Consider the following 19,801-nt stretch of genomic DNA (forward strand, 5'->3'; position numbering starts at 1 on the left):
CAAGCATGAACACAGCACAAGACACGGGTCGGAAGGTCCTGATCATCGGCGGCGGCATTGGCGGCCTGGCCGCGGCGCTGGCGCTCGCGCGCACGGGCATCCGCATCGAGCTGCTGGAACAGGCCGAGCAGATCGGCGAGATCGGCGCGGGCATCCAGCTCGCGGCCAATGCCTTCGCGGCCATGGACGCACTCGGCGTGGGCGAGGCCGCGCGCGGCCGCGCGGTCTTCACCGACTACCTGAGCCTGCGCGACGCGATCGACACGCATGAGATCGCCCGCGTCGATGTCGGCACGCCCTATCGCGAGCACTTCGGCAATCCGTATGCGGTGATCCATCGCGCCGACATCCACCTGTCGATCCTGGAAGCCGTGCAGGACCACCCGCTGATCAGCTTCCGCACCGCCACGCGCGTCGAGAAGCTGGAACAGGACGAGCGCGGCGTCACCGTCATCGACCAGCGCGGCGAGCGCCACCATGCCGATGCCGTGGTCGGCTGCGACGGCGTCAAGTCCGCCATCCGCGAAGCGCTGATCGGCGACGCGCCGCGCGTGACCGGCCACGTGGTGTACCGCGCCGTGGTCGAGGTCGACAACATGCCGAAGGACCTGCAGGTCAACGCGCCCGTGGTATGGGCCGGGCCGAACTGCCACCTGGTGCACTATCCGCTGCGCGGCGGCCAGCAGTACAACCTGGTCGTGACCTTCCACAGCCGCGAGCAGGAGAGCTGGGGCGTGCGCGAAGGCAGCAAGGAGGAAGTGCTGTCGTACTTCGACGGCATCCATGCACTGCCGCACCAGATGCTCGATCGGCCGACGTCGTGGAAGCGCTGGGCCACCGCCGACCGCGACCCGGTGGCGCGCTGGAGCTTCGGCCGCGCCACCATCCTTGGCGATGCCGCGCACCCGATGACGCAGTACGTCGCGCAGGGCGCATGCCAGGCGCTGGAAGATGCCGTCACGCTGGCCGCCGCGGTGGAAGCCGCGGGCAATGACTTCGAAGCCGCGTTCAAGCTGTACGAAGAGGCCCGCATCCCGCGCACCGCGCGCGTGCTGTATGCCGCGCGCGACATGGGTCGCGTGTACCACGCCAAGGGCGTCGACCGCATGGTGCGCAACACGCTGTGGACCGGCCGCACGCAGGCGCAGTACTACGACGCGCTGCAGTGGCTGCACGGCTGGCGCGCCGAACGCTGCCTGAGCCCGACGCCCTGGCTCTGAAGATTCACCGCCCTGGAGTTCCAACTGCCAGTTGTTAGCTCCCCTCTCCCGCAAGCAGGAGAGGGGGAGAAACCCTAAAGCGCATCAATGCAGTGACTGACGATAGTACTGGCGGCCCGCGCCGCCGGTAGACCATCGCTCGCCCCAAAACCAGGCAACGAGGAGGAGACAACCCATGCCTGCCAGCCAGACAATCAATATTTCCGCGTTCATCGACCGCCAGCCGCTCTCGCCGTACCAGGTCATGATCGTGGTGCTGTGCTTCCTGATCGTCGCGATCGACGGCTTCGACACCGCCGCGATCGGCTTCATCGCACCGGCGATCCGCGCCGAATGGCAGCTGACGCCCGCGCATCTGGCGCCGCTGTTCGGCGCCGGGCTCGGCGGCCTGATGGCCGGCGCCTTCCTGTTCGGCCCGCTGGCCGACCGCTTCGGCCGCAAGAGCGTGCTGGTGTTCTCGGTGCTGTTCTTCGGCGTTGCCAGCCTGGCCTCGGCGTGGTCGGGCGACCTGTGGGTACTGGTCGCGTTGCGCTTCCTGACCGGCCTTGGCCTGGGCGGCGCCATGCCCAACACCATCACGCTGACGTCGGAGTTCTGTCCGGAGAAGCGCCGCTCGTTTCTGGTCACCACCATGTTCTGCGGCTTCACGCTCGGCTCCGCGCTGGGCGGACTGGCCTCGGCCGGGCTGATCGAAGCCTACGGCTGGCGCTCCGTGCTGGTGATCGGCGGCGTGATGCCGCTGGTGCTCTCCGTGCTGCTGGCGCTGCTGCTTCCCGAATCGGTGCGCTACCTCGTGATGTCCGGCCGCGCGCCCGAGCGCATCGCCGCCACGCTGCAGCGCATTGCCCCCCAGGCCGACCTGCGCGGCGCCACGTTCACCGTAGCCGAGGCGCGGAGCACCAGTTCGCCGGTGCGCCATCTGTTCAAGCCGGAACTGGTGCGCGGCACGCTGCTGTTCTGGCTCACCTTCTTCATGAGCCTGCTGGTGATCTACCTGCTGTCGAGCTGGTTGCCGACGCTGCTGCGCAGCACCGGCCTGTCGCTGCGCACCGCGGCGCTGGTCACCACCATGTTCCAGGTCGGCGGCACGCTTGGCGCCATCGTTCTGGGCTGGCTGATGGACCGCTTCAATCCGCACTATGTGCTGGCCATCAGCTACGCGCTGGCCGGCGTGTTCGTCGCCGCCATCGGCAGCCTGGCCGATGCGCCGGCACTGGCCGGCGTGGCCGTGTTCTTCGCGGGCTTCTGCGTATCGGGTTCGCAGGTCGGCGCCAACGCGCTGTCGGCCGGCTTCTATCCGACCGACTGCCGCGCAACGGGCGTAAGCTGGGCCAATGGCGTAGGCCGTCTCGGTTCGGTGGTCGGCTCGGTAGGCGGTGCCACCATGCTGTCGATGGGGCTGGGCATGCCAACGCTGTTCGCGCTGATCGGCGTGCCGGCCCTGCTGGCTGGCGGCACCATGCTGACGCTCGGGCTGGCGCGGCGCGCCCATGCCCGGCAGGCGCTCGCCGCAAGCTGAAACCCTCAGGCGTCAGCGCGCCCGCAGGGCATCGACGATGTTCATGCGGGACGCGCGCAGCGCCGGCAGGAAGCCCCCGACCAGGCCCATCGCCATCGAAAACCCCAGCGTCTTGGCGACGATGCCCGGGGTGAGGATAAAGCGGAACGACAGGTCCGCGAAAGTCTGGAAGTTGGTCGTGGAGAACGAGGCGAACTGCATCAGCGTCGCGCAGCAGAGCCCGGCCACGCCGCCAGCCAGCCCGAGCAGCAGCGCCTCGACCAGGAACGCGGCGAGCACGTTGGTGCGCCGGAAGCCCAGCGCGCGCAGCGTGCCGATCTCCGCCACACGGTTGGCCACCGACGCATACATGGTGATCATCGCGCCGATCATCGCCGCGATCGAGAAGATCGTGGACAGCGTCAGGCCCAGGATGTTGATGAACGTCGACAGCGCCTTGGACTGATCGCTATAGAAAGTCTGCTCGCTCTTGGCCTCCGCGGTCAGGCGCGGGTCGACATCGATGTCGGCGCGCAGGCGCGCCAACGCGTCGGGCCGCGTCAGCCGCACCACCATCGACGAATAGCTGGCACGCCGGAACGACTGCATGAGCTGGTCGGCATCGCCCCAGATCTCCGAATCGAAGCCGCTGCCGCCGGCATCGAACACGCCGACGATGGTCCAGTCGCGCTGGGCAAAGCGCAGCCGCCCGCCCAACTGTGCGTTCTTGAAGCCGGCGGCCACGCTGCTGCCGACGATGATCTCCGACGAGCCCGGCCGGAACGCGCGCCCGGCCACCAGCCGGATCTGCGGCCGCAATGCCAGGCCCTTGGGCGACACCCCGCGGATCACCACGTTGGACGGCGTGTCCGATCCGCGCTTGGTCAGCGAGATCAGGACTACCGCCTCCTTCGAGGCCATCGGCCGTCCGCTGGCGTCCATGGCCACCGACGGGTGCATCTCGATGATGCTGGCCTGGTCGCGGCTGATGGCGCTCTGCACTTCGGTCTCCGCGCCCTTGCGGATCATGACCACGTTGTCAGGCTCGCCAGTGGTGACGAGCGTGCGCTTGAGCCCCGCGTCGAGCATCAGCATGGTGGCGAACACGAACACCACCAGCGCCAGGCCGCCGGCAGTCAGCGCCGTGGTCAGGCGCCGGGCCCACAGGTTGCGCGCGATGTAGCTGAGCGGAATTGCCATGCGAGCGCCTAGCCGATGGCCCGCAGGCCTTCCACGATGCGCACGCGCGCGGCCTGCACGGCCGGCACCACGGCGGCGGCGAGCGCCACCACCAGCGCGCAGGCGGCCTGCATCCACATGGTCTCGTGCGACACGGAAAACACCGGGAACACGCCGCCGACCGACTGCTTGAACACGGCGGCCATTGGCGGCGTGGCCAGCATGCCGATGCCACCGCCGAGCAGGCAGATGAACATCGATTCGCCGAACAACAGCAGCGCCAGGAAGCGCGGCCCGAAGCCGAGCGCCTTGAGCGTGGCGTACTCCGTGGTGCGCTCGCGCGCGCTCATGGCCATGGCATTGGCCATCACGGCCATGATGATCAGGATCACCACGTACGACACCACGCGGATGGCCGCGATGATCTGGTTCGACATGGCGACGAAGCCGAGCTGGAACGCCTGCTCGGTCTCGGTCAGGGTCTCGGCCAGCGAGTTGCGGAACACCGCGTCCACGTCGCGCGAGATCGCGGCGGCGTTGTCCGGATTGTCGATGCCGACGATATACACGCCGACCTGGTCGGCCTGCCGCGGCGTGCGTTTGCGCACGGTCTCGTTCAGGTACTCCCAGTGGAACACCATGTGGCGCGTGATGGTGCTTTCATCGCGCCCTTCCATGATGCCGCGCACGATGAACTCCCACGTGCCAGGATAGATCGTGCCCTTGATCGGCAGCACGTCGCCGACCTTGAAGCCGTACAGGTCCGCGAGCTGCCGCCCGATCAGGCAGCCCTTGCGGTCGCGCTGGTAGTCGGCGAGCTGCTGCGCCGTGACGCGGAACTCGGGGTACAGCTCGAGGTAGTTGTCCGACACGGCGAACTGCGCGAAGAAGTTCTTGGGGTCGCGGTAGACGCCGCCGAACCAGTTGGAGCGCGCCACCAGCGTGACGCCATCCACGCCGCGGATGCGGCTTTCATAGCTGAGCGGCAGCGGGAACACCAGCGAGATGGCGTTGCGCGTCACCAGCCGCCCGCTTGACGCCGCGGCCGCGCCCGCATACCAGGCATCGACCACGGTCTGCAGCAGTCCGTAGGCCAGCACCGCGACCACCAGCCCGGTCACGGTCAGCGCGGTGCGCAGCTTGTGGCGCAGCGCGTTGCGGGCGATCAGCTTGAGCACGAACATGGCGCGCGCGGTCAGTGCCGGTCAGGCGCTGTTGCCATGGCTCAGTTCCCCCTTTTCCAGGTGCACCATCGACCGGGCCGCGTTGGCGGCGTGGGCGTCGTGTGTGACCATGATGATGGTCTTGCCGGCTTCGCGGTTGAGCCGCTGCAGCATGGCCAGGATATCCGCGGCGGCGTTGCGGTCGAGGTCGCCGGTCGGTTCGTCGGCCACGATCAGCACAGGGTCGGTGATCAGCGCGCGGGCGATGGCCACGCGCTGCTGCTGCCCGCCGGACAGCTCGGACGGATAGTGATCCATGCGGTCCGCCAGGTTCACCATGCCGAGCACCATGTCCACGCGTTCGCGCCGCTCGGCACGCGACAGGCGCGTCAGCATCAGCGGCAACTCGACGTTCTCGAACGCGGTGAGCACCGGCATCAGGTTGTAGAACTGGAAGATAAAGCCGACGTTGGCGGCGCGCCACGCCGCGAGTTCGGATTCGGCCAGGCGCGCGATGTCCTGCCCTGCCACGAGCAGTTCGCCGCTGTCCGGTCGATCGATGCCCGCGATCAGGTTCAGCAGCGTGCTCTTGCCCGAGCCGGACGGCCCCATCAGGGCAATGAAGTCGCCCTCGGCAATATCGAGCGTGATGTCGGTCAGGACCGGCACGGTCTGCATGCCGCGCCGGTATGACTTGGCGACATGGCGGATGCGGACGAGCGGGGCGGTCTCCACGTTACTTCTTCGCTGCCGTCACGCGGGCGCCGTCGCGCAGCTTGTCGCCGGGCGAGAGCACCACCGTAGCGCCGGCGGCCACGCCGCCGACGGCCACCAGTTCGCCGATCCGTTCGCCGGCCGTCACCGCCGTCTCGTGCGCCTTGCCATCGCGCACCACGAACACCACCTTGCGTCCATCGCGCGTGGCGATGGCGGTGGGCTGCACGGCCACCACGGGCTTGCGGTCCTGACCTGCGAGCGGTTTGGACAGGAACGCGATCTTGGCGCTCATATCGGGCAGCACGCGCGGGTCGCGATCGACAAAGCGGACCTTGACCAGCACGGTTGCCTTCGAACGGTCCACCGTCGGCACGATGCGTGACACTTGGCCTGCGAAGCGAACGTCTGGCAGCGCATCGAGTTGCAGCAGGCAAGGCTGGTCTGGGCGGATCTTCGCGATATTGGATTCCGCGACATCGGCTTCGACTTCCAGGGTATCCATGTCGGCAATGGTCACCACGGCGCCCTTGGTATCGGATGCCGACGAGAACGGCGTGATGTTGTCGCCGACGTTGGCATGCTTGACCAGCACCACGCCGTCGAACGGTGCCCGGATGATAGTCTGGTCGACCCCTACCTGGGCGGCCTGGGCATTGGCCTGTGCGGAGACGATCGCGGCGCGCGAATTCGCCACCGATGCCTGGGCCTTCCTGAAGCGGGCCAGGTCGGCGTCATATTGCTGGGCGGAGATGGCCTTTGGACCGAGCAGTTGTTCGGAGCGGCGCAGGTTCACCTCGGCATCGCGAAGCTCGGCGATTTGCAGGTCTAGGTTGGCCTGGGCGACCTTCACCTGGGCTGTCGCCTGCGCAAGGGTGGCTCCCACGTCGCGGCTTTCGATACGCGCAATGATCTCGTCCTTCTTCACGTGCGACCCTTCCAGCACCCCCAGCCATTCGAGCCGGCCTTGCGCCTTGGACGCCACGGCCGCCTTGCGCTGGGGCACGACGTAGCCGGTGGCATTGAGGAGGGTGTAGTTCTGGGAGGGGTAGGCGGTGGAAACCGTCACGGTTTCCACCGCCGTGGGGCCAGCCAGCTTGTAGGCCAAGGCGGCTGCGATTGCCAGCAGAACGGCGCCAACGATGATGGGCAGCCACCGGCGCCTGCGCGGCGCGGCGGCGTGCGGGCCGCGGTCGATTTTCAGCCTGGAGAGATCGGGATCGGGCAATCGGTCGTCCTCCTGAAGGGAGGTTGCCAGTATAGCGCCGGGGGCACTTTGGGATGGGTTGGGGATGGGGAATGGGCTGGTTGGTTTCGCCGCCGGTGAATATTGCCGGCGGCTCTGGAAAATCGGGAATGCGGAGGTAAAGGCTACATACTTGAACTGCGGGGGGCTCTGGTTATGACTGGGTTATCGTGCTTGGCAGGCGCGGCTCTTTCGCCGGCGTAGCCGGCGGGGCGTCTCTCGCAATGATTGGGTTATCGCTCTTGGCAGGCGCGGCTGTTTCGCCGGCGTAGCCGGCGAGTCACTTTTTGTCCGAGCGACAAAAAGTAACCAAAAAACGCGTTGACTTGTCCTAGCGGACGAATATTGATCGTAGCGTGCCGAGGGTGTTGTACGGGTATTCGCTTCAGAGTCTGCCCGGCTGCCTGCCGCGTGGAGCGCGTCCGTATGCAGGCTCTCCGGCAATGATTGAACGAGCCCCGAAACTGTCCGTGGCCCGACACTGCCACCGTTATCGCATCATCGCCTTCGGCTGCTGCGCGGCTCAGTAGTCGGCAGGCGGAACGACCTCAACGACGCCGAGGCTGGTGCTTCAGTTTCCCCTCAGCCATTCCCCCTGGGTTTTACTGAGTGCGCGCAGCGCAGCCGTAGGCGTCCTACCGATGGCGCGGTTAGCAGGAGCCACCAAGTAATCCGGGTTCGCTCATCTGACGTGTCTATCCTGATCATCTACGCGGCAGGCAGTGTCGCTATGCCCTGTACCGTCTTCACCACCATGAGCCGTTCGTCGACCGCGAAGACGCGTTTTTGCCTACTTTTGTCGCTCGGACAAAAGTAGGTCGCCGGCTACGCCGGCGAAACAGCCACGTCTGTCAAGAACGACAACTCAGTCATTGCCATAAAGCCCCCCACCCCCCCAAACCCACCCCTTGGCATCCCCCTTGCAACAAACAATCGTTTTGCCACCAAGAAGAACGCCATGGCGCAAACCTTCACGCGCTCGGAGCTGCTTGTCCTCAAGCTGCTGGGCCTTGGCGCGGTAGTGCTTGTCGCCGCAGCCCTCGGGATGGCCCGCTGGTCCATGGCGCCGCAGATCGAAATGCAGGAACCCGTCGCGCAGCCCGTCCCCTTCAGCCACAAGCATCACGTTTCCGATGACGGCATCGATTGCCGCTACTGCCATGCGTCGGTGGAAACGTCGGCCTTCGCGGGCATGCCGGCCACCAGCGTATGCCTGACCTGCCACAGCGTGCTGTTCCGCGACGCGCCGATGCTCGCGCCGCTGCACGACAGCCTGCGGCAAAACCGCCCGCTGGCCTGGACACGCGTGCATGACCTGCCCGACTTCGTCTACTTCGACCACAGCATCCACGTCGCCAAGGGCGTTGCCTGCCAGGAATGCCACGGACGCGTGGACCAGATGCCGCTGACGCGCCGCGTGGCACCGCTCGACATGCAATGGTGCCTCGCCTGCCACCGCGACCCCGTCCGCCATCTGCATGCCCCCGCCGATATCGTCACGATGCGCGAACGCGCCCCGCTTTCCGGCGATGACATCGCCATGCTGCATAAGATGTATCACCTACAGGACACGCGACGACTCACCGATTGTTCCACCTGTCATCGATGAAACGCGCCCCCGTGATTCCGATCGTCCCCGTGCCGGAACCGGCCGATGCGCCGCGCAGCCCCTCGCGCCGCCACTTCCTGCGCACGACGATGGCGGCTTCCGCCGCGCTGGCCGGCGCCGCATGCAGCGGGCCGCCAGCCGAAACCATCGTGCCCTATGTGCAGATGCCCGAAGGCATGGTGCCCGGCAGGCCGCTCTTCTATGCCACCGCGCTCACGCGCCACGGCTACGGCACCGGTGTGCTCGTCGAAACCAATATGGGCCGCCCGACCAAGATCGAGGGCAATCCGCGCCATCCCGCCAGCCTCGGCGCCACGCATCCGTTCGACCAGGCCGCCGTGCTGCAGCTCTGGGATCCCGACCGCAGCCAGGCACCGTATCGCGGCACCGCGCTGACGAGCTGGGCCGCGTTCGACGCGGCGCTGGCCACACAGGGCGCCCAGTGGCGCGACAACGGCGGGAAAGGCCTGCGGCTGCTGACCGGCAACGTGGGCTCGCCGACACTGGCCGCGCAGATTGCAAGATGGCTCGAGCGCTATCCGAAGGCCAGCTGGCACGTGCATGACCCGCTCCATGGCGACGATGCGGCGATCCGCCTGGCGTTCGGCGACAACATCGATCTCGTGATCGATCCCGCCCCCGCCACGACCATCGTGACACTGGATGCCGACCTGATCGGCCACGGCCCGGCCGCCGTGCGCGTGGCGCACGACCTGATGGCGGACCGCCGCGGCGTAGCGCCCCCGCTGGCACGCCGGCTCTATGCGATCGAGTCGTCGCCGACACTGACCGGCGAAATCGCCGACAACCGGCTGGCGCTGCCGCCGCATGAGATCGAACGGCTGGCCTGGTCGCTCGCGCGCAGGCTCGGTGTCGGCGTTGCGGCGGACACGCCGGAGCCCGCGTCCGAAGCCGCGCGACGCTGGCTCGCCGTGCTGGCCCGGCGGCTCGAAGAAGCACCACCGGGCAGCTCGCTCCTGATGGTCGGCGACAACGTGTCCGTCCCGACACGGGGGCTGGTCTGGCGACTCAACGCCCGGCTTGGCAATCTCGGCAAATCGGTGCGCGCGATCACCGGCACGCCAAGGCGGCCGCAAGGCGACGCGCATTCGATCGGCGCACTGACCGACGCCATGCGGGCCGGCGCTGTCTCCGCGCTGCTCGTGATCGACGCCAATCCCGCCTATGACGCGCCCTGCGATACCGGCTTCAACGCGGCACTCGCACACGTACCGTGGTCGGCGCACATGGGCCTCTATCGCGATGAAACGGCGCGGCTGGCCACCTGGCATGCGCCCATGGCCCATGACCTGGAGCGCTGGAGCGACGTGCGCGCCTGGGACGGCACCGCGTCGATCGTCCAGCCCGTGATTGCGCCGCTCAATGACGGCCGCTCCGCGCACGAACTGCTGTCGGCCACCATCGGCGCACGCCAGTCGGGCTACGACCTAGTACGCGCGTTCTGGCGCACGCACCAGTCCACCGACTTCGAAGCGTTCTGGGAGCAGGCATTGCGTACCGGCGTCATCCCCGGCACGGCCGCACCGGTCGCAACGGCCGACATGCGCCAGCCTATCCCTGCGCCGCCGTTCGCGGCGCCCGCGCTGGTCGCGCGCTTCATGCCCGATCCCGCCACCGATGCCGGCGAGCTGGCCAACAACGCGTGGCTGCAGGAACTGCCCCGCGCACTGACGCGGCACACCTGGGAGAACGCCGCACTGATCGGGCCGCTCACGGCACGCGCGCGGCACCTGTCCACCGGCGACGTGGTCGCGATCCATCGCGTGGATGGACAAGGCCACCCGATCGAGGCGCCGGTGTGGGTGATGCCCCGCCACGCGGAAGGCGTCATGACGCTGCCGCTGGGCTACGGCCGTCGTCATGCCGGACGCGTCGGCAATGGGGTGGGCTTTGATGCGTATGCGCTGCGTACCGTCCACGGCCCGCACGAGATCGCCGTCGAAGCCACCGGACAGCGCCATGCGTTCGCGCTGGTCCAGACGCAAACCTCGATGGCGGGGCGCGAGGTCGCCCCGCTCGCCACCGTGGATGCCTATCGCCGCGATCCCCGCTTCGCCCAGGCCACGCCGGCGGCGCCATCGCTCTATCCGCGCTGGCCGTATCCGGCCGAACGCTGGGGCATGACCGTGGACCTCAACGCCTGCATCGGCTGCAATGGCTGCACCATCGCCTGCCAGGCCGAGAACAATATCCCCGTGGTCGGCAAGGACCAGGTCATGCGCGGCCGCGTCATGCACTGGATCCGCGTCGACCGCTACGACGATGCGCACGACCCCGCTGGCCGCGCCGCGCGCAGCGTGTTCCAGCCCGTCCCGTGCATGCATTGCGAGGACGCGCCGTGCGAGCTGGTCTGCCCCGTCGGCGCGACGGTGCACGACAGCGCCGGCCTCAACGTGCAGGTCTACAACCGCTGCGTCGGCACGCGCTTCTGCTCGAACAACTGCCCGTACAAGGTGCGGCGCTTCAACTTCCTGCAATACAGCAATCAGGGCGACGACCGGCCGCCGCCGGCCTACAACCCCGAGGTCACCGTGCGCCGCCGGGGCGTGATGGAGAAATGCACGTATTGCCTGCAGCGCATCACGCGCGCGCGGCTGGAGGCCGAGAAGCTCGGCCAGCCGCTGCGCGACGGTGACGTGGTGACCGCGTGCCAGGCTGCCTGCCCGACCCGGGCGATCGCGTTCGGCAACCTCAATGATCCCGACAGCGTGGTCAGCCAGCTCAAGCGCGGGCCGCGCAACTTCGACCTGCTGGCCGAACTGAACACCCGGCCGCGCACAAGCTATGCGGCGCTGGTGACCAACCCCGACGATGCGCTGGCCTGAACATGACCGACCGCTCCGCCACGTCCCCCTCTGAAGCGCCGCCCGTTTCGAAGGACATCGGCGTGCTGCGGCCGGGCTGGGGCTATGCCAGCGTGTCCGACAAGATCGCCGGCCTTGTGCTGGAGCGGCCGGTGCGGTGGCCGTGGCTCGGCGCGTTCCTGCTGACCTTTGCCGGGATGACGATCTTCATCGGCGCGACGGCATGGCTGTTCGTGAAAGGCGTGGGCATCTGGGGCGTCGATATTCCGGTGGCATGGGGCTTTGCCATCGGCAACTTTGTCTGGTGGATCGGGATCGGCCACGCGGGGACCTTCATCTCGGCGTTCCTGCTGCTGCTCAGGCAGCAGTGGCGCACCTCGGTGAACCGCTTCGCCGAAGCCATGACGCTGTTTGCCGCCGCCATCGCCGGCCTGTTCCCGATCCTGCACCTGGGCCGGCCGTGGTTCTTCTACTGGCTGGTGCCCTACCCCGACGTCATGGACGTCTGGCCGCAATGGCGCAGCCCGCTGGTGTGGGACCTGTTCGCGATCGGCACCTACCTGATCGTCTCGCTGCTGTTCTGGTATGTCGGCCTGATCCCGGACCTGGCCACGCTGCGCGACCGCGCATGCCTGCGCGGCCGGCGGCGCACGGCCCAGGCCTATGCCGTGCTGGCCTTGGGCTGGCGCGGCGACGCGCGCCACTGGGCGCGCTACGAAAGCGCCTACCTGCTGCTGGCCGGGCTGGCGACGCCGCTGGTGATCGCCGTGCATTCGATCGTGTCGCTGGACTTCGCCATCGGCAACACCCCGGGCTACCACTCGACGATCTTTCCGCCGTATTTCGTCGCCGGCGCGCTGTTCTCGGGCTTCGCCATGGTGCTGACCATCGCCATCCCGCTGCGGCGCATGTACGGGCTGGAGGACTTCATCACCACGCGGCACCTCGCCAACGCGGCCAAGATCATGTTGACCGTGAGCCTGATCGTCGCCTATGGCTACGCCAGCGAGATCTTTACTGCGTTCTACAGCGGCGACCGCTACGAGATGTTCCTGTTCGAGAACCGCTGGACCGGCCCGTACGCGCCGGTCTACTGGGCGATGATGACCTGCAATGTGCTCGCGCCGCAGTGCCTGTGGTGGCGCCGCGTGCGGCACAGCCCGCTCGCGCTGTTCGTGCTGAGCCTGGTCATCAACACGGGCATGTGGATGGAGCGGTTCCTGATCGTGGTATCGAGCCTGCACCGCGATTTCCTGCCATCGTCGTGGGGCATGTTCTATCCGACCTGGTGGGACTGGATCATGCTGGCGGGTTCCATCGCGATGTTCGCCTGGCTGTTCCTGGTCTTTATCCGCTGCCTGCCGGTGATTTCGATCGCCGAGATGCGCGAGCTGGTCCTTGCCAGCGTAAAGGAGCGTCCATGAACCAATACGGCGTGCTGGCCGAATACCGCACCGGCGCCGCCCTGCTCGCCGCGGCGCAACGCGCGCGTGCGGCGGGCTTCACGCGCCTGGAGGCCTTCACGCCGTATCCGGTCGAAGGGCTGGCGCAAGCCATCGGCATGGCGACCGACCGCATGCCACTGATCGCCTTGCTGGGCGGGCTCGGCGGCGGGCTGGGGGGGTTTCTGCTGCAGTGGTATGCCGCGGTGGTCGACTACCCGATCAATATCGGCGGCCGCCCGACCGGAAGCTGGCAGATGTTCGTGCCCGTGACATTCTCGCTGACGATACTGGGCGCGGCGCTGGCCACGGTGATCGGCATGCTGGTGGCGAACCGGCTGCCCCGGCTGCGGCATCCGCTGTTCGACGCGCCCGATTTCGAACAGGCGTCGCGGTACCGCTTTTTCCTTTGCATCCGTCCGGAAGCGGCGCAGGCCACGGCGGCCCGCGAGCTGCTGGCCGCAACCGCGCCGCTGCGCGTGAGCGAGGTGCCTCAATGATGCCGCTGCGCCTGCTCCGCTACGTCGCCGCCACGTGCATGCTGGCCGCTCTCGGCGCTTGCGAACGCGCCCGCCAGGACATGTATGACCAGCCCAAGTACAAGCCGTTCGCCCGCAGCGACCGCTTCGCCGATGGCACCTCCGCGCGCCCGCGTCCCGACCACTCGGTACCGGTGCCCGGCGGCCCGTTCGCCGCCATGTCGAGCGGACGGGACCAGGACTGGCCCGGCGCGGAGAATCGCGCGCCGCTCACGCTGCAGCAGTTGCAGCGCGGGCGCTCGCGCTACGAGATCCATTGCGCGCCGTGCCATAGCCCGACCGGCGACGGGGACGGCATGGTGGTCCGGCGCGGCTTCCCGCATCCGCCGTCGTTCCACAGCGACGCGCTGCGCAGCGCCACCGACGCGCGGCTGTACGACGCGATCACCCATGGCAGCGGCCCGATGGCGCCTTATGCCGCGCAGTTGCCGCCGGCAGACCGGCGCGCCGTGGTGGCGTACATCCGGGCCCTGCAGTTGAGCCAGCATGCGTCCGCCGCGCGCCTGACGGCCGACGACCTGCGGCACCTGGACAACGGAGTGCAACCATGAGCGCGCACGTCGTCGCGACGATCCTGGCCCTGTACCTCTGCGCATGGTGGTGCTGCATCGGCATCGTGCTGGGCGGGCTGGCCATGGTATGGATCCACAACCTCAGCGGCGGCGCCTGGGGCGAGGCGCTGCGCGCGCCGCTGCTGGAACTCGCGCGCCATACCTGGCTGCTGGCGCTGCTGTTCGTGCCCGTGCTGGCCGGCACGGCCTTCCTGTATCCGTGGGCCGCCGACGCCGCGCTGGGCGTCCACCGCTGGCCGCGCGAAATCGCCGCCGGCGACGCCGGCTTCAAGTCGATGTGGCTGACACCGCTGGGCTTCGTGCTGCGCGGCGTGGCCGTGCTCGCGACCTGGATCGTGCTGGCGGCGATGAGCCGCTCCGCGCGCTGGACGCGCTCGGCACGGTTCGCCGCGGTGGCGCTGATCGTCTATGGCATCACGGTGAGCATCGCGGCGGTCGACTGGATCATGTCGCTGATGCCGCTCTGGTATTCGAGCGTCTTCGGCCTGCTGCTGGCCACCGGGCAAGCCTGCGCCGGCCTGGCTTTCGGCACCTGGCTGGCCGCGCGGCACGGGGCCGCGCCGCAGGTGCTTCAGGATCTGGGCAACCTGCTGCTGACAGCCGTCATCACCTGGGCCTACCTGGCGTTCACGCAGTACCTGATCATCTGGGCGGAGGATCTCCCCCATGAGACCGCCTGGTACCTGGTGCGCCGCCATGGCTTGTGGCCCGTGCTCGCGTGGGCGCTGGCGCTCGGCCATTTCGCGCTGCCGATGCTGGCGTTGCTGTCGCGGCGCCTGAAGCGCTCGCCGGCGATGCTGGCCACGGTGGCGGCATCGCTGCTCGTCATGCATGCGTTGAACGCACTCTGGCTGGTATTGCCCTCGACCGGCGCGGGAGGCCAGACATGAGCCGCGTCCGCCAGGCCCGCCACGTGAGCCTGCGTGCCGTGCTGGCCGGCGCGGCGGTGCTGCTGGTCTCGATTGCGCTGGCGCTCCTGCTGGGCCGGATCTACGAACGCCGCCTGAATCCCGTGGGTCGGCTCAACGCGCCCGCACCGACCACGCCGGAGGCCACGCTGCCGCTGTCGCAAAGCGCGCCGCAAACCGAACGCGAGCGCTACGACGCGGAAAAGCAAAGCGTGCTCAACGGCTGGGGCTGGGTGGACCAGCGCGCGGGCATAGCGCATATCCCCGTGGAGCGGGCCATGGCACTGATGGTCGCGCCTCCGGCGGAGCCTGCGCCATGACGCGGCCCTGGCTCGGCATGATCCCGGCCGCCTGCCTCGCGCTGTGCGCGCAGGCCGGCCCGCTTGCGCTGCCGGCGCCGCCCGACATGGCGTTCGCGCCCGTCCCGGGCCGGCAGGTGCCGCTCGAACTCGTCTTCCGCGACGACGACGGCGCACCGGCGCGCCTGCGCGATCTGTCCCGGGATGGGCCGGTGATTCTGGTACCCGGCTACTACCACTGCGCCAACCTGTGCAGCACCGTCATGGATGGCGTGCTCGAATCGCTGGCGCAGGCCCGGCTGCCGCGCGGCGCGTGGCGCGTGGTGGCGTTCAGCATCGACAGCGGCGAAACCGCGTCCGTGGCGGCCGCGAAGAAACAGAGCTATGGCGCGCTGGTCGCGGCAGCCGGCGGCAACCTGCATATGCTGACCGGCGACGACGCGGCGATCCGCGCGCTGATGCAGGCCATCGGCCTGCGCGCGTCGCGGGTCGCCGGTTCCGGCGAGATCGCGCATCCGGCCGGCTTCGTCGTGCTGACGACGGACGGCCGCATTGTCCAGGCCTTCGATGGCGTGCGGTTCGATGCGACGGCGCTGCGCCGCGCCATCGAGCAGGCATCGGCCGGCAAGGTCGGCTCCCCCACCCAGCAATGGCTGATGCGCTGCGTCCACTTCGACCCGCGTACGGGACGCTACACGGTGACCATCCTCGATGGCATCCGCGCGCTGTTCCTGGGCGCGTTCGCAACGCTGGCCGGCTGGTGGCTGTGGCACAGGCTGTGCCACAAACGGCGGCGTCCATCATGAACAGCAGCTTCCACCTGCTGCCCGAGAGCGCGTCGCTGGCGGCCGGACGCTATGACACCCTGATGCTGTCGCTTACCGCGCTGCTGGCCGTGGTCGCGCTGGCGGTGCTCGTGCTGATCGCCGGGTCCGTGGTCCGCTACCACGAGCGCCGTGCGGCGGACCGCAGCCATCCACCGCTGTCGAACAAGCCGCTGGAGATCGCCTGGACCGCGATCCCGCTGCTGATCTTCCTTGGCATCTTCGCCTGGGGCGCGCATGACTACACCCTGCTCGCGCGCGAGAGCGCGGGCGCGTTGCCCGTCACCGTCGTGGCGCGCCAGTGGATGTGGAAGCTGGAGCACGCCAACGGCAAGCGCGAGATCAATGAACTGCACGTCCCGCTGGGCCAGGCCGTCCAGCTGACGATGACTTCGCAGGACGTGATCCACAGCTTCTATGTGCCGGCATTCCGCATCAAGCAGGACGTGGTGCCGGGCCGCTACACCACGCTACGCTTCACCGCCACGCGCGCGGGCGTGTACCGGCTGTTCTGCGCCGAATACTGCGGCACCGACCATGCCGCCATGCAGGGGCGCATCGTGGTGATGCCGCCCGCCGAGTTCGCGCGCTGGCTCGATACGGACGTGGGCCCGGAAACCACGGCGGCGCGCGGCCGTGCGCTGTTCCAGCGCCTGGGCTGCGCCGCCTGCCATGATGCCGGCGCGACGGTGCAGGCGCCGCGCCTGGAACACCTGATGGGCAGCACGGTCACGCTGCAGGACGGCCGCACCGTGACCGCCGACGCGGCCTATGTGCGCGACGCGATGCTGACCCCGCGCAAGGACATCGTCGCCGGCTATGCGCCCATCATGCCCACCTACCAGGGCCAGATCGACGAGGAAGACATAGTCGCCATCATCGAATACCTGCGCACCACAGGAGCCGCCAATGGAAGCCCAGGTCGCTGAACGCGCCAGCACCGTGGCCGAACCCGATTACCTGGGCGACGGATTCTCGCTCGGGTCCTGGCTCGGCTCGACGGACCACAAGCGCATTGCGTGGCTGTACATGGCCTCGATCACGCTGTTCTTCTTCATCGGCGGCGCCGCCGCCACGCTGATCCGGCTGAACCTGGTCACGCCGCAGGGCCACCTGATGGAGGCCGACACCTATAACCGCCTGTTCACCGCGCATGGCGTGATCATGGTCTGGCTGTTCCTGATCCCGTCGATTCCTTCGGTGCTGGGCAACTTCCTGGTGCCGCTGATGATCGGCGCGCGCGACATGGCATTTCCGCGGCTGAACCTGGCGAGCTGGTACCTGTACGTGGCCGGCGGCCTGCTGACGCTTGGCGCGATGATCGCCGGCGGCGTCGATACCGGCTGGACCTTCTACACGCCGTACTCGACCATGTTCTCGAACAGTCACGTGGTGCTGACCCTGGCCGGCGTGTTCGTCACCGGCTTTTCGTCGATCCTGACCGGGCTCAATATCATCGTCACCGTGCATACGCTGCGCGCGCCCGGCATGACGTGGCTGCGCCTGCCGCTGTTCGTCTGGGCGGCCTACGGCACCAGCCTGATCCTGGTGCTGGCCACGCCGGTGCTGGCCATGACGCTGTGCCTGGTGGCGCTGGAGCGGCTGGCCCACATCGGCATCTTCGACCCGGCGCTGGGCGGCGACCCGCTGCTGTTCCAGCACCTGTTCTGGTTCTACTCGCACCCGGCCGTGTACATCATGGTCCTGCCCGCGATGGGGGTGGCCAGCGAGATCATCCCGTGTTTCGCGCGGCGCCCGGTATTCGGCTACCGCGCCATGGTGTGGGCGATCGTCGGCATTGCCAGCCTCGGCTTCCTTGTGTGGGGCCACCACATGTTCGTGAGCGGCCAGTCGTACCGCGCCAGCGTGACCTTCTCGCTGCTGAGCTTCCTGGTGGCCATACCTTCGGCCATCAAGGTCTTCAACTGGGCCGCCACGCTGTACAAGGGCAGCATCCGCCTGTCCGCGCCGATGCTGTATGCGCTGGGCTTTGTCGGGCTCTTCACCATCGGCGGGCTCACGGGGCTGGTCCTGGCCGCACTCGCGCTCGACGTCCACCTGACCGACACCTACTTCGTGATCGCGCATTTCCACTACATCATGGTCGGGGGCTCGGTCATGGCCTATCTTGGCGGCCTGCATTTCTGGTGGCCCAAGATGACGGGCCGCCGCTATCCCGAGACCTGGGCACGCATCGCGGCGGTGGTCATCTTTTTCGGCTTCAACCTGACCTTCTTCCCGCAATTCCTGCTTGGCTTCGAGGGCATGCCGCGCCGCTATCACGCCTATCCGCCCGAGTTCCAGGTGCTCAATATCCTGTCGTCCGCGGGCGGGTCGATCCTGGCGATCGGCTACCTGATGCCGCTGGTCTACCTGATCCATTCGCTGTTCCGCGCCGAGCGGGCGCCGGCCAACCCGTGGCAGGCCACCGGGCTCGAATGGCAGACCACCTCGCCGCCGCCGACACGCAACTTCACGCAGCTGCCGAAGGTGCAGTGCGACGCCTACCTCTACGACCCGGTCTCGGGCAAGGAGACGCCGCAATGAGGGCCCCGCCGTTCCAGTTCGACAGCACCGGCCAGCAGGCGGTGGCGGCGCGGCTCGGCATGTGGGTCTTCCTGGGCACCGAGCTGATGTTCTTCGGCCCGCTCTTCGTCGGCTACTACTTCGTCCGCTCGACCGACCCGGCCTCGCTCGCGCTGGCCGCGCGGCACACCGAGCTGCTGCCCGGCACGCTGAATACGTTCGTCCTGATGACCAGCAGCCTCGTCATGGCGATGGCGGTGTCGGCCGCGCGGGACGGTCGCCAGCGCGCCGCCGTGCGCTGCATGTGGGCCACGGCGGCACTCGGACTGGCCTTCCTGGTCATCAAGTCGTGGGAGTATGCGAAGGACATCGCCAGCGGTTTTGTCCCGGCCAATGCTTCCGGCGCGGGCGGCCCGACCGGGCAGATGTTCCGCCTGCTCTACTACGCCATGACGGGCCTGCACGCCATCCACCTGTGCATCGGCATCGGCCTGGTGGTGACCTTCGCGCTGGCGATGCAGCAGCGCCGGCCGCTGGCGGCCGATCCGGGGCGCGTCGAGATCGTCGGCCTGTACTGGCACTTTGTCGACATGGTCTGGCTGTTCCTGTTTCCGCTGCTCTACCTGCCGGGAAGGAGTGGCCCATGAAGTCCGCCAGCCATCGCACGAAGCAACCCGAAACGCACCACCAGCTCGTTGTCTGGGCGAGCCTGATGGGGCTTCTGGCCATCACCGTCGGCACGGCCTTTCTTCGCCTCGGTCCGTGGAATCTCGTGATCAACCTCGGCATCGCCGCGATCAAGGCCGTGCTGGTCGCCATTTTCTTCATGCACCTGGCCCGCGCCAGCGTGCTGCTGCGGATTGCCTGCGCGGTGCCGGTGGCGATCCTCGCGATCCTGTTCGTGCTGGCGCATGGCGACTACGCGAGCCGGGCCAAGGTGCCCGCGGCGTGGCAGTTGCCGCCGCGCGCCTCCACCGGACGCTAGGGCCCTTCCACCGCGTGTGGCCCGACCAGGTCGTTGCAAAGACGCCAGAGCACGGCCGTGGGCAATTCGTCGCCGGCCGGCCGCCATGCGGCCAGGGCATCGTCCTGGATGCAGACCGTGTTCCACCACGTGGTGAGTTCCGCCTGGCTCCATGCGCGGCGCGCGTCGATGGGGACGTCCGCCAGCATCTGCCTGACACGTTGCCGGAATTCGGTATCGCTGAGCATATGAATTCTCCTGCTTCGTCATCGG

The 19,801-nt window shown here is 68.2% G+C and carries 19 protein-coding genes; 14 read left to right on the forward strand and 5 right to left on the reverse strand.

Going from position 1 to position 19,801, the window contains the following annotated elements; all coding sequences use genetic code 11:
• The first annotated feature begins 5 nt into the window (after window positions 1-5).
• Both ACIGJC_RS26170 and ACIGJC_RS26175 read left to right on the forward strand, forming a co-directional pair.
• Complete coding sequence (locus tag ACIGJC_RS26170; RefSeq protein WP_483712331.1) at window positions 6-1,220, forward strand: 3-hydroxybenzoate 6-monooxygenase; 1,215 nt, start codon at window positions 6-8, stop codon at window positions 1,218-1,220.
• A gap of 175 nt (window positions 1,221-1,395) precedes the next feature.
• Entirely contained in the window at window positions 1,396-2,739 is a 1,344-nt protein-coding gene (locus ACIGJC_RS26175) for an MFS transporter (RefSeq protein WP_483712333.1), read from the forward strand.
• A gap of 12 nt (window positions 2,740-2,751) precedes the next feature.
• Here ACIGJC_RS26175 and ACIGJC_RS26180 read toward each other — a convergent pair whose 3' ends face one another.
• Genes ACIGJC_RS26180 through ACIGJC_RS26195 form a run of 4 tightly spaced genes read right to left on the reverse strand, consistent with a single transcriptional unit; the run spans window position 2,752 to window position 7,002 of the window.
• Window positions 2,752-3,918, reverse strand: coding sequence for an ABC transporter permease (locus tag ACIGJC_RS26180; protein WP_483712334.1), 1,167 nt, complete (start codon window positions 3,916-3,918; stop codon window positions 2,752-2,754).
• Between the two features lie 8 nt (window positions 3,919-3,926).
• Window positions 3,927-5,081, reverse strand: coding sequence for an ABC transporter permease (locus ACIGJC_RS26185; protein WP_483712336.1), 1,155 nt, complete (start codon window positions 5,079-5,081; stop codon window positions 3,927-3,929).
• Between the two features lie 21 nt (window positions 5,082-5,102).
• Window positions 5,103-5,795, reverse strand: coding sequence for an ABC transporter ATP-binding protein (locus ACIGJC_RS26190; RefSeq protein ID WP_483712337.1), 693 nt, complete (start codon window positions 5,793-5,795; stop codon window positions 5,103-5,105).
• Between the two features lies 1 nt (window position 5,796).
• On the reverse strand, window positions 5,797-7,002 hold the full coding sequence (locus ACIGJC_RS26195; protein WP_483712338.1) for an efflux RND transporter periplasmic adaptor subunit: 1,206 nt from the start codon (window positions 7,000-7,002) through the stop codon (window positions 5,797-5,799).
• Between the two features lie 976 nt (window positions 7,003-7,978).
• On the opposite strand from ACIGJC_RS26195, the gene ACIGJC_RS26200 reads away from it, so the two are divergent.
• The 12 genes from ACIGJC_RS26200 to ACIGJC_RS26255 are packed head-to-tail and all read left to right on the forward strand — an operon-like array spanning window position 7,979 to window position 19,549.
• Window positions 7,979-8,629 (forward strand): cytochrome c3 family protein, encoded by a 651-nt coding sequence (locus tag ACIGJC_RS26200; RefSeq protein WP_483712340.1) that lies wholly within the window; start codon window positions 7,979-7,981, stop codon window positions 8,627-8,629.
• Window positions 8,626-11,475: a 4Fe-4S dicluster domain-containing protein gene (locus ACIGJC_RS26205; RefSeq protein ID WP_483712341.1), complete on the forward strand. Its 2,850-nt coding sequence runs from the start codon at window positions 8,626-8,628 to the stop codon at window positions 11,473-11,475. The genes ACIGJC_RS26200 and ACIGJC_RS26205 overlap by 4 nt, the downstream gene beginning before the upstream one ends.
• 2 nt (window positions 11,476-11,477) lie before the next feature.
• A complete protein-coding gene (gene nrfD, locus ACIGJC_RS26210; protein ID WP_483712343.1) occupies window positions 11,478-12,878 on the forward strand; it encodes an NrfD/PsrC family molybdoenzyme membrane anchor subunit in 1,401 nt (466 codons plus the stop codon).
• Window positions 12,875-13,396: a DUF3341 domain-containing protein gene (locus ACIGJC_RS26215; protein WP_483712344.1), complete on the forward strand. Its 522-nt coding sequence runs from the start codon at window positions 12,875-12,877 to the stop codon at window positions 13,394-13,396. The genes nrfD and ACIGJC_RS26215 overlap by 4 nt, the downstream gene beginning before the upstream one ends.
• On the forward strand, window positions 13,393-13,986 hold the full coding sequence (locus tag ACIGJC_RS26220) for a c-type cytochrome (RefSeq protein ID WP_483712345.1): 594 nt from the start codon (window positions 13,393-13,395) through the stop codon (window positions 13,984-13,986). The genes ACIGJC_RS26215 and ACIGJC_RS26220 overlap by 4 nt, the downstream gene beginning before the upstream one ends.
• A complete protein-coding gene (locus tag ACIGJC_RS26225) occupies window positions 13,983-14,897 on the forward strand; it encodes a hypothetical protein (protein ID WP_483712346.1) in 915 nt (304 codons plus the stop codon). Before ACIGJC_RS26220 ends, ACIGJC_RS26225 begins: the two co-directional genes overlap by 4 nt.
• Window positions 14,894-15,235 carry a hypothetical protein gene (locus ACIGJC_RS26230; protein WP_483712347.1) on the forward strand — a complete coding sequence of 114 codons (342 nt, stop codon included), beginning with the start codon at window positions 14,894-14,896 and terminating at the stop codon, window positions 15,233-15,235. Before ACIGJC_RS26225 ends, ACIGJC_RS26230 begins: the two co-directional genes overlap by 4 nt.
• Window positions 15,232-16,020 (forward strand): SCO family protein, encoded by a 789-nt coding sequence (locus ACIGJC_RS26235; protein WP_483712348.1) that lies wholly within the window; start codon window positions 15,232-15,234, stop codon window positions 16,018-16,020. The genes ACIGJC_RS26230 and ACIGJC_RS26235 overlap by 4 nt, the downstream gene beginning before the upstream one ends.
• Window positions 16,017-16,967, forward strand: a complete 951-nt coding sequence (gene coxB / locus ACIGJC_RS26240) for a cytochrome c oxidase subunit II (protein WP_483712349.1) — start codon at window positions 16,017-16,019, stop codon at window positions 16,965-16,967. Before ACIGJC_RS26235 ends, coxB begins: the two co-directional genes overlap by 4 nt.
• The gene (gene ctaD, locus ACIGJC_RS26245) at window positions 16,948-18,585 is read left to right on the forward strand and encodes a cytochrome c oxidase subunit I (RefSeq protein ID WP_483712350.1); all 1,638 of its coding nucleotides are present in this window, start codon (window positions 16,948-16,950) and stop codon (window positions 18,583-18,585) included. The genes coxB and ctaD overlap by 20 nt, the downstream gene beginning before the upstream one ends.
• The gene (locus tag ACIGJC_RS26250; RefSeq protein ID WP_483712352.1) at window positions 18,582-19,211 is read left to right on the forward strand and encodes a cytochrome c oxidase subunit 3 family protein; all 630 of its coding nucleotides are present in this window, start codon (window positions 18,582-18,584) and stop codon (window positions 19,209-19,211) included. Before ctaD ends, ACIGJC_RS26250 begins: the two co-directional genes overlap by 4 nt.
• Window positions 19,208-19,549 (forward strand): cytochrome C oxidase subunit IV family protein, encoded by a 342-nt coding sequence (locus ACIGJC_RS26255; RefSeq protein WP_483712354.1) that lies wholly within the window; start codon window positions 19,208-19,210, stop codon window positions 19,547-19,549. The genes ACIGJC_RS26250 and ACIGJC_RS26255 overlap by 4 nt, the downstream gene beginning before the upstream one ends.
• Here the strand turns inward: ACIGJC_RS26255 and ACIGJC_RS26260 are convergent.
• On the reverse strand, window positions 19,546-19,776 hold the full coding sequence (locus tag ACIGJC_RS26260) for a hypothetical protein (RefSeq protein WP_483712355.1): 231 nt from the start codon (window positions 19,774-19,776) through the stop codon (window positions 19,546-19,548). The genes ACIGJC_RS26255 and ACIGJC_RS26260 overlap by 4 nt on opposite strands.
• Window positions 19,777-19,801: the final 25 nt, after the last annotated feature.

The organism is Cupriavidus sp. C3SS-1 (assembly GCF_057073755.1).

Bases quoted from the DNA above. Each gene is read 5' to 3' on its own strand.
- ACIGJC_RS26185 (WP_483712336.1), bottom strand. From the start codon at position 5,081: ATGTTCGTGCTCAAGCTGATCGCCCGCAACGCGCTGCGCCACAAGCTG.
- ctaD (WP_483712350.1), top strand. From the start codon at position 16,948: ATGGAAGCCCAGGTCGCTGAACGCGCCAGCACCGTGGCCGAACCCGAT.
- nrfD (WP_483712343.1), top strand. From the start codon at position 11,478: ATGACCGACCGCTCCGCCACGTCCCCCTCTGAAGCGCCGCCCGTTTCG.
- coxB (WP_483712349.1), top strand. From the start codon at position 16,017: ATGAACAGCAGCTTCCACCTGCTGCCCGAGAGCGCGTCGCTGGCGGCC.
- ACIGJC_RS26170 (WP_483712331.1), top strand. From the start codon at position 6: ATGAACACAGCACAAGACACGGGTCGGAAGGTCCTGATCATCGGCGGC.
- ACIGJC_RS26235 (WP_483712348.1), top strand. From the start codon at position 15,232: ATGACGCGGCCCTGGCTCGGCATGATCCCGGCCGCCTGCCTCGCGCTG.
- ACIGJC_RS26175 (WP_483712333.1), top strand. From the start codon at position 1,396: ATGCCTGCCAGCCAGACAATCAATATTTCCGCGTTCATCGACCGCCAG.
- ACIGJC_RS26205 (WP_483712341.1), top strand. From the start codon at position 8,626: ATGAAACGCGCCCCCGTGATTCCGATCGTCCCCGTGCCGGAACCGGCC.
- ACIGJC_RS26255 (WP_483712354.1), top strand. From the start codon at position 19,208: ATGAAGTCCGCCAGCCATCGCACGAAGCAACCCGAAACGCACCACCAG.
- ACIGJC_RS26225 (WP_483712346.1), top strand. From the start codon at position 13,983: ATGAGCGCGCACGTCGTCGCGACGATCCTGGCCCTGTACCTCTGCGCA.
- ACIGJC_RS26260 (WP_483712355.1), bottom strand. From the start codon at position 19,776: ATGCTCAGCGATACCGAATTCCGGCAACGTGTCAGGCAGATGCTGGCG.
- ACIGJC_RS26220 (WP_483712345.1), top strand. From the start codon at position 13,393: ATGATGCCGCTGCGCCTGCTCCGCTACGTCGCCGCCACGTGCATGCTG.
- ACIGJC_RS26250 (WP_483712352.1), top strand. From the start codon at position 18,582: ATGAGGGCCCCGCCGTTCCAGTTCGACAGCACCGGCCAGCAGGCGGTG.
- ACIGJC_RS26215 (WP_483712344.1), top strand. From the start codon at position 12,875: ATGAACCAATACGGCGTGCTGGCCGAATACCGCACCGGCGCCGCCCTG.
- ACIGJC_RS26180 (WP_483712334.1), bottom strand. From the start codon at position 3,918: ATGGCAATTCCGCTCAGCTACATCGCGCGCAACCTGTGGGCCCGGCGC.
- ACIGJC_RS26200 (WP_483712340.1), top strand. From the start codon at position 7,979: ATGGCGCAAACCTTCACGCGCTCGGAGCTGCTTGTCCTCAAGCTGCTG.
- ACIGJC_RS26230 (WP_483712347.1), top strand. From the start codon at position 14,894: ATGAGCCGCGTCCGCCAGGCCCGCCACGTGAGCCTGCGTGCCGTGCTG.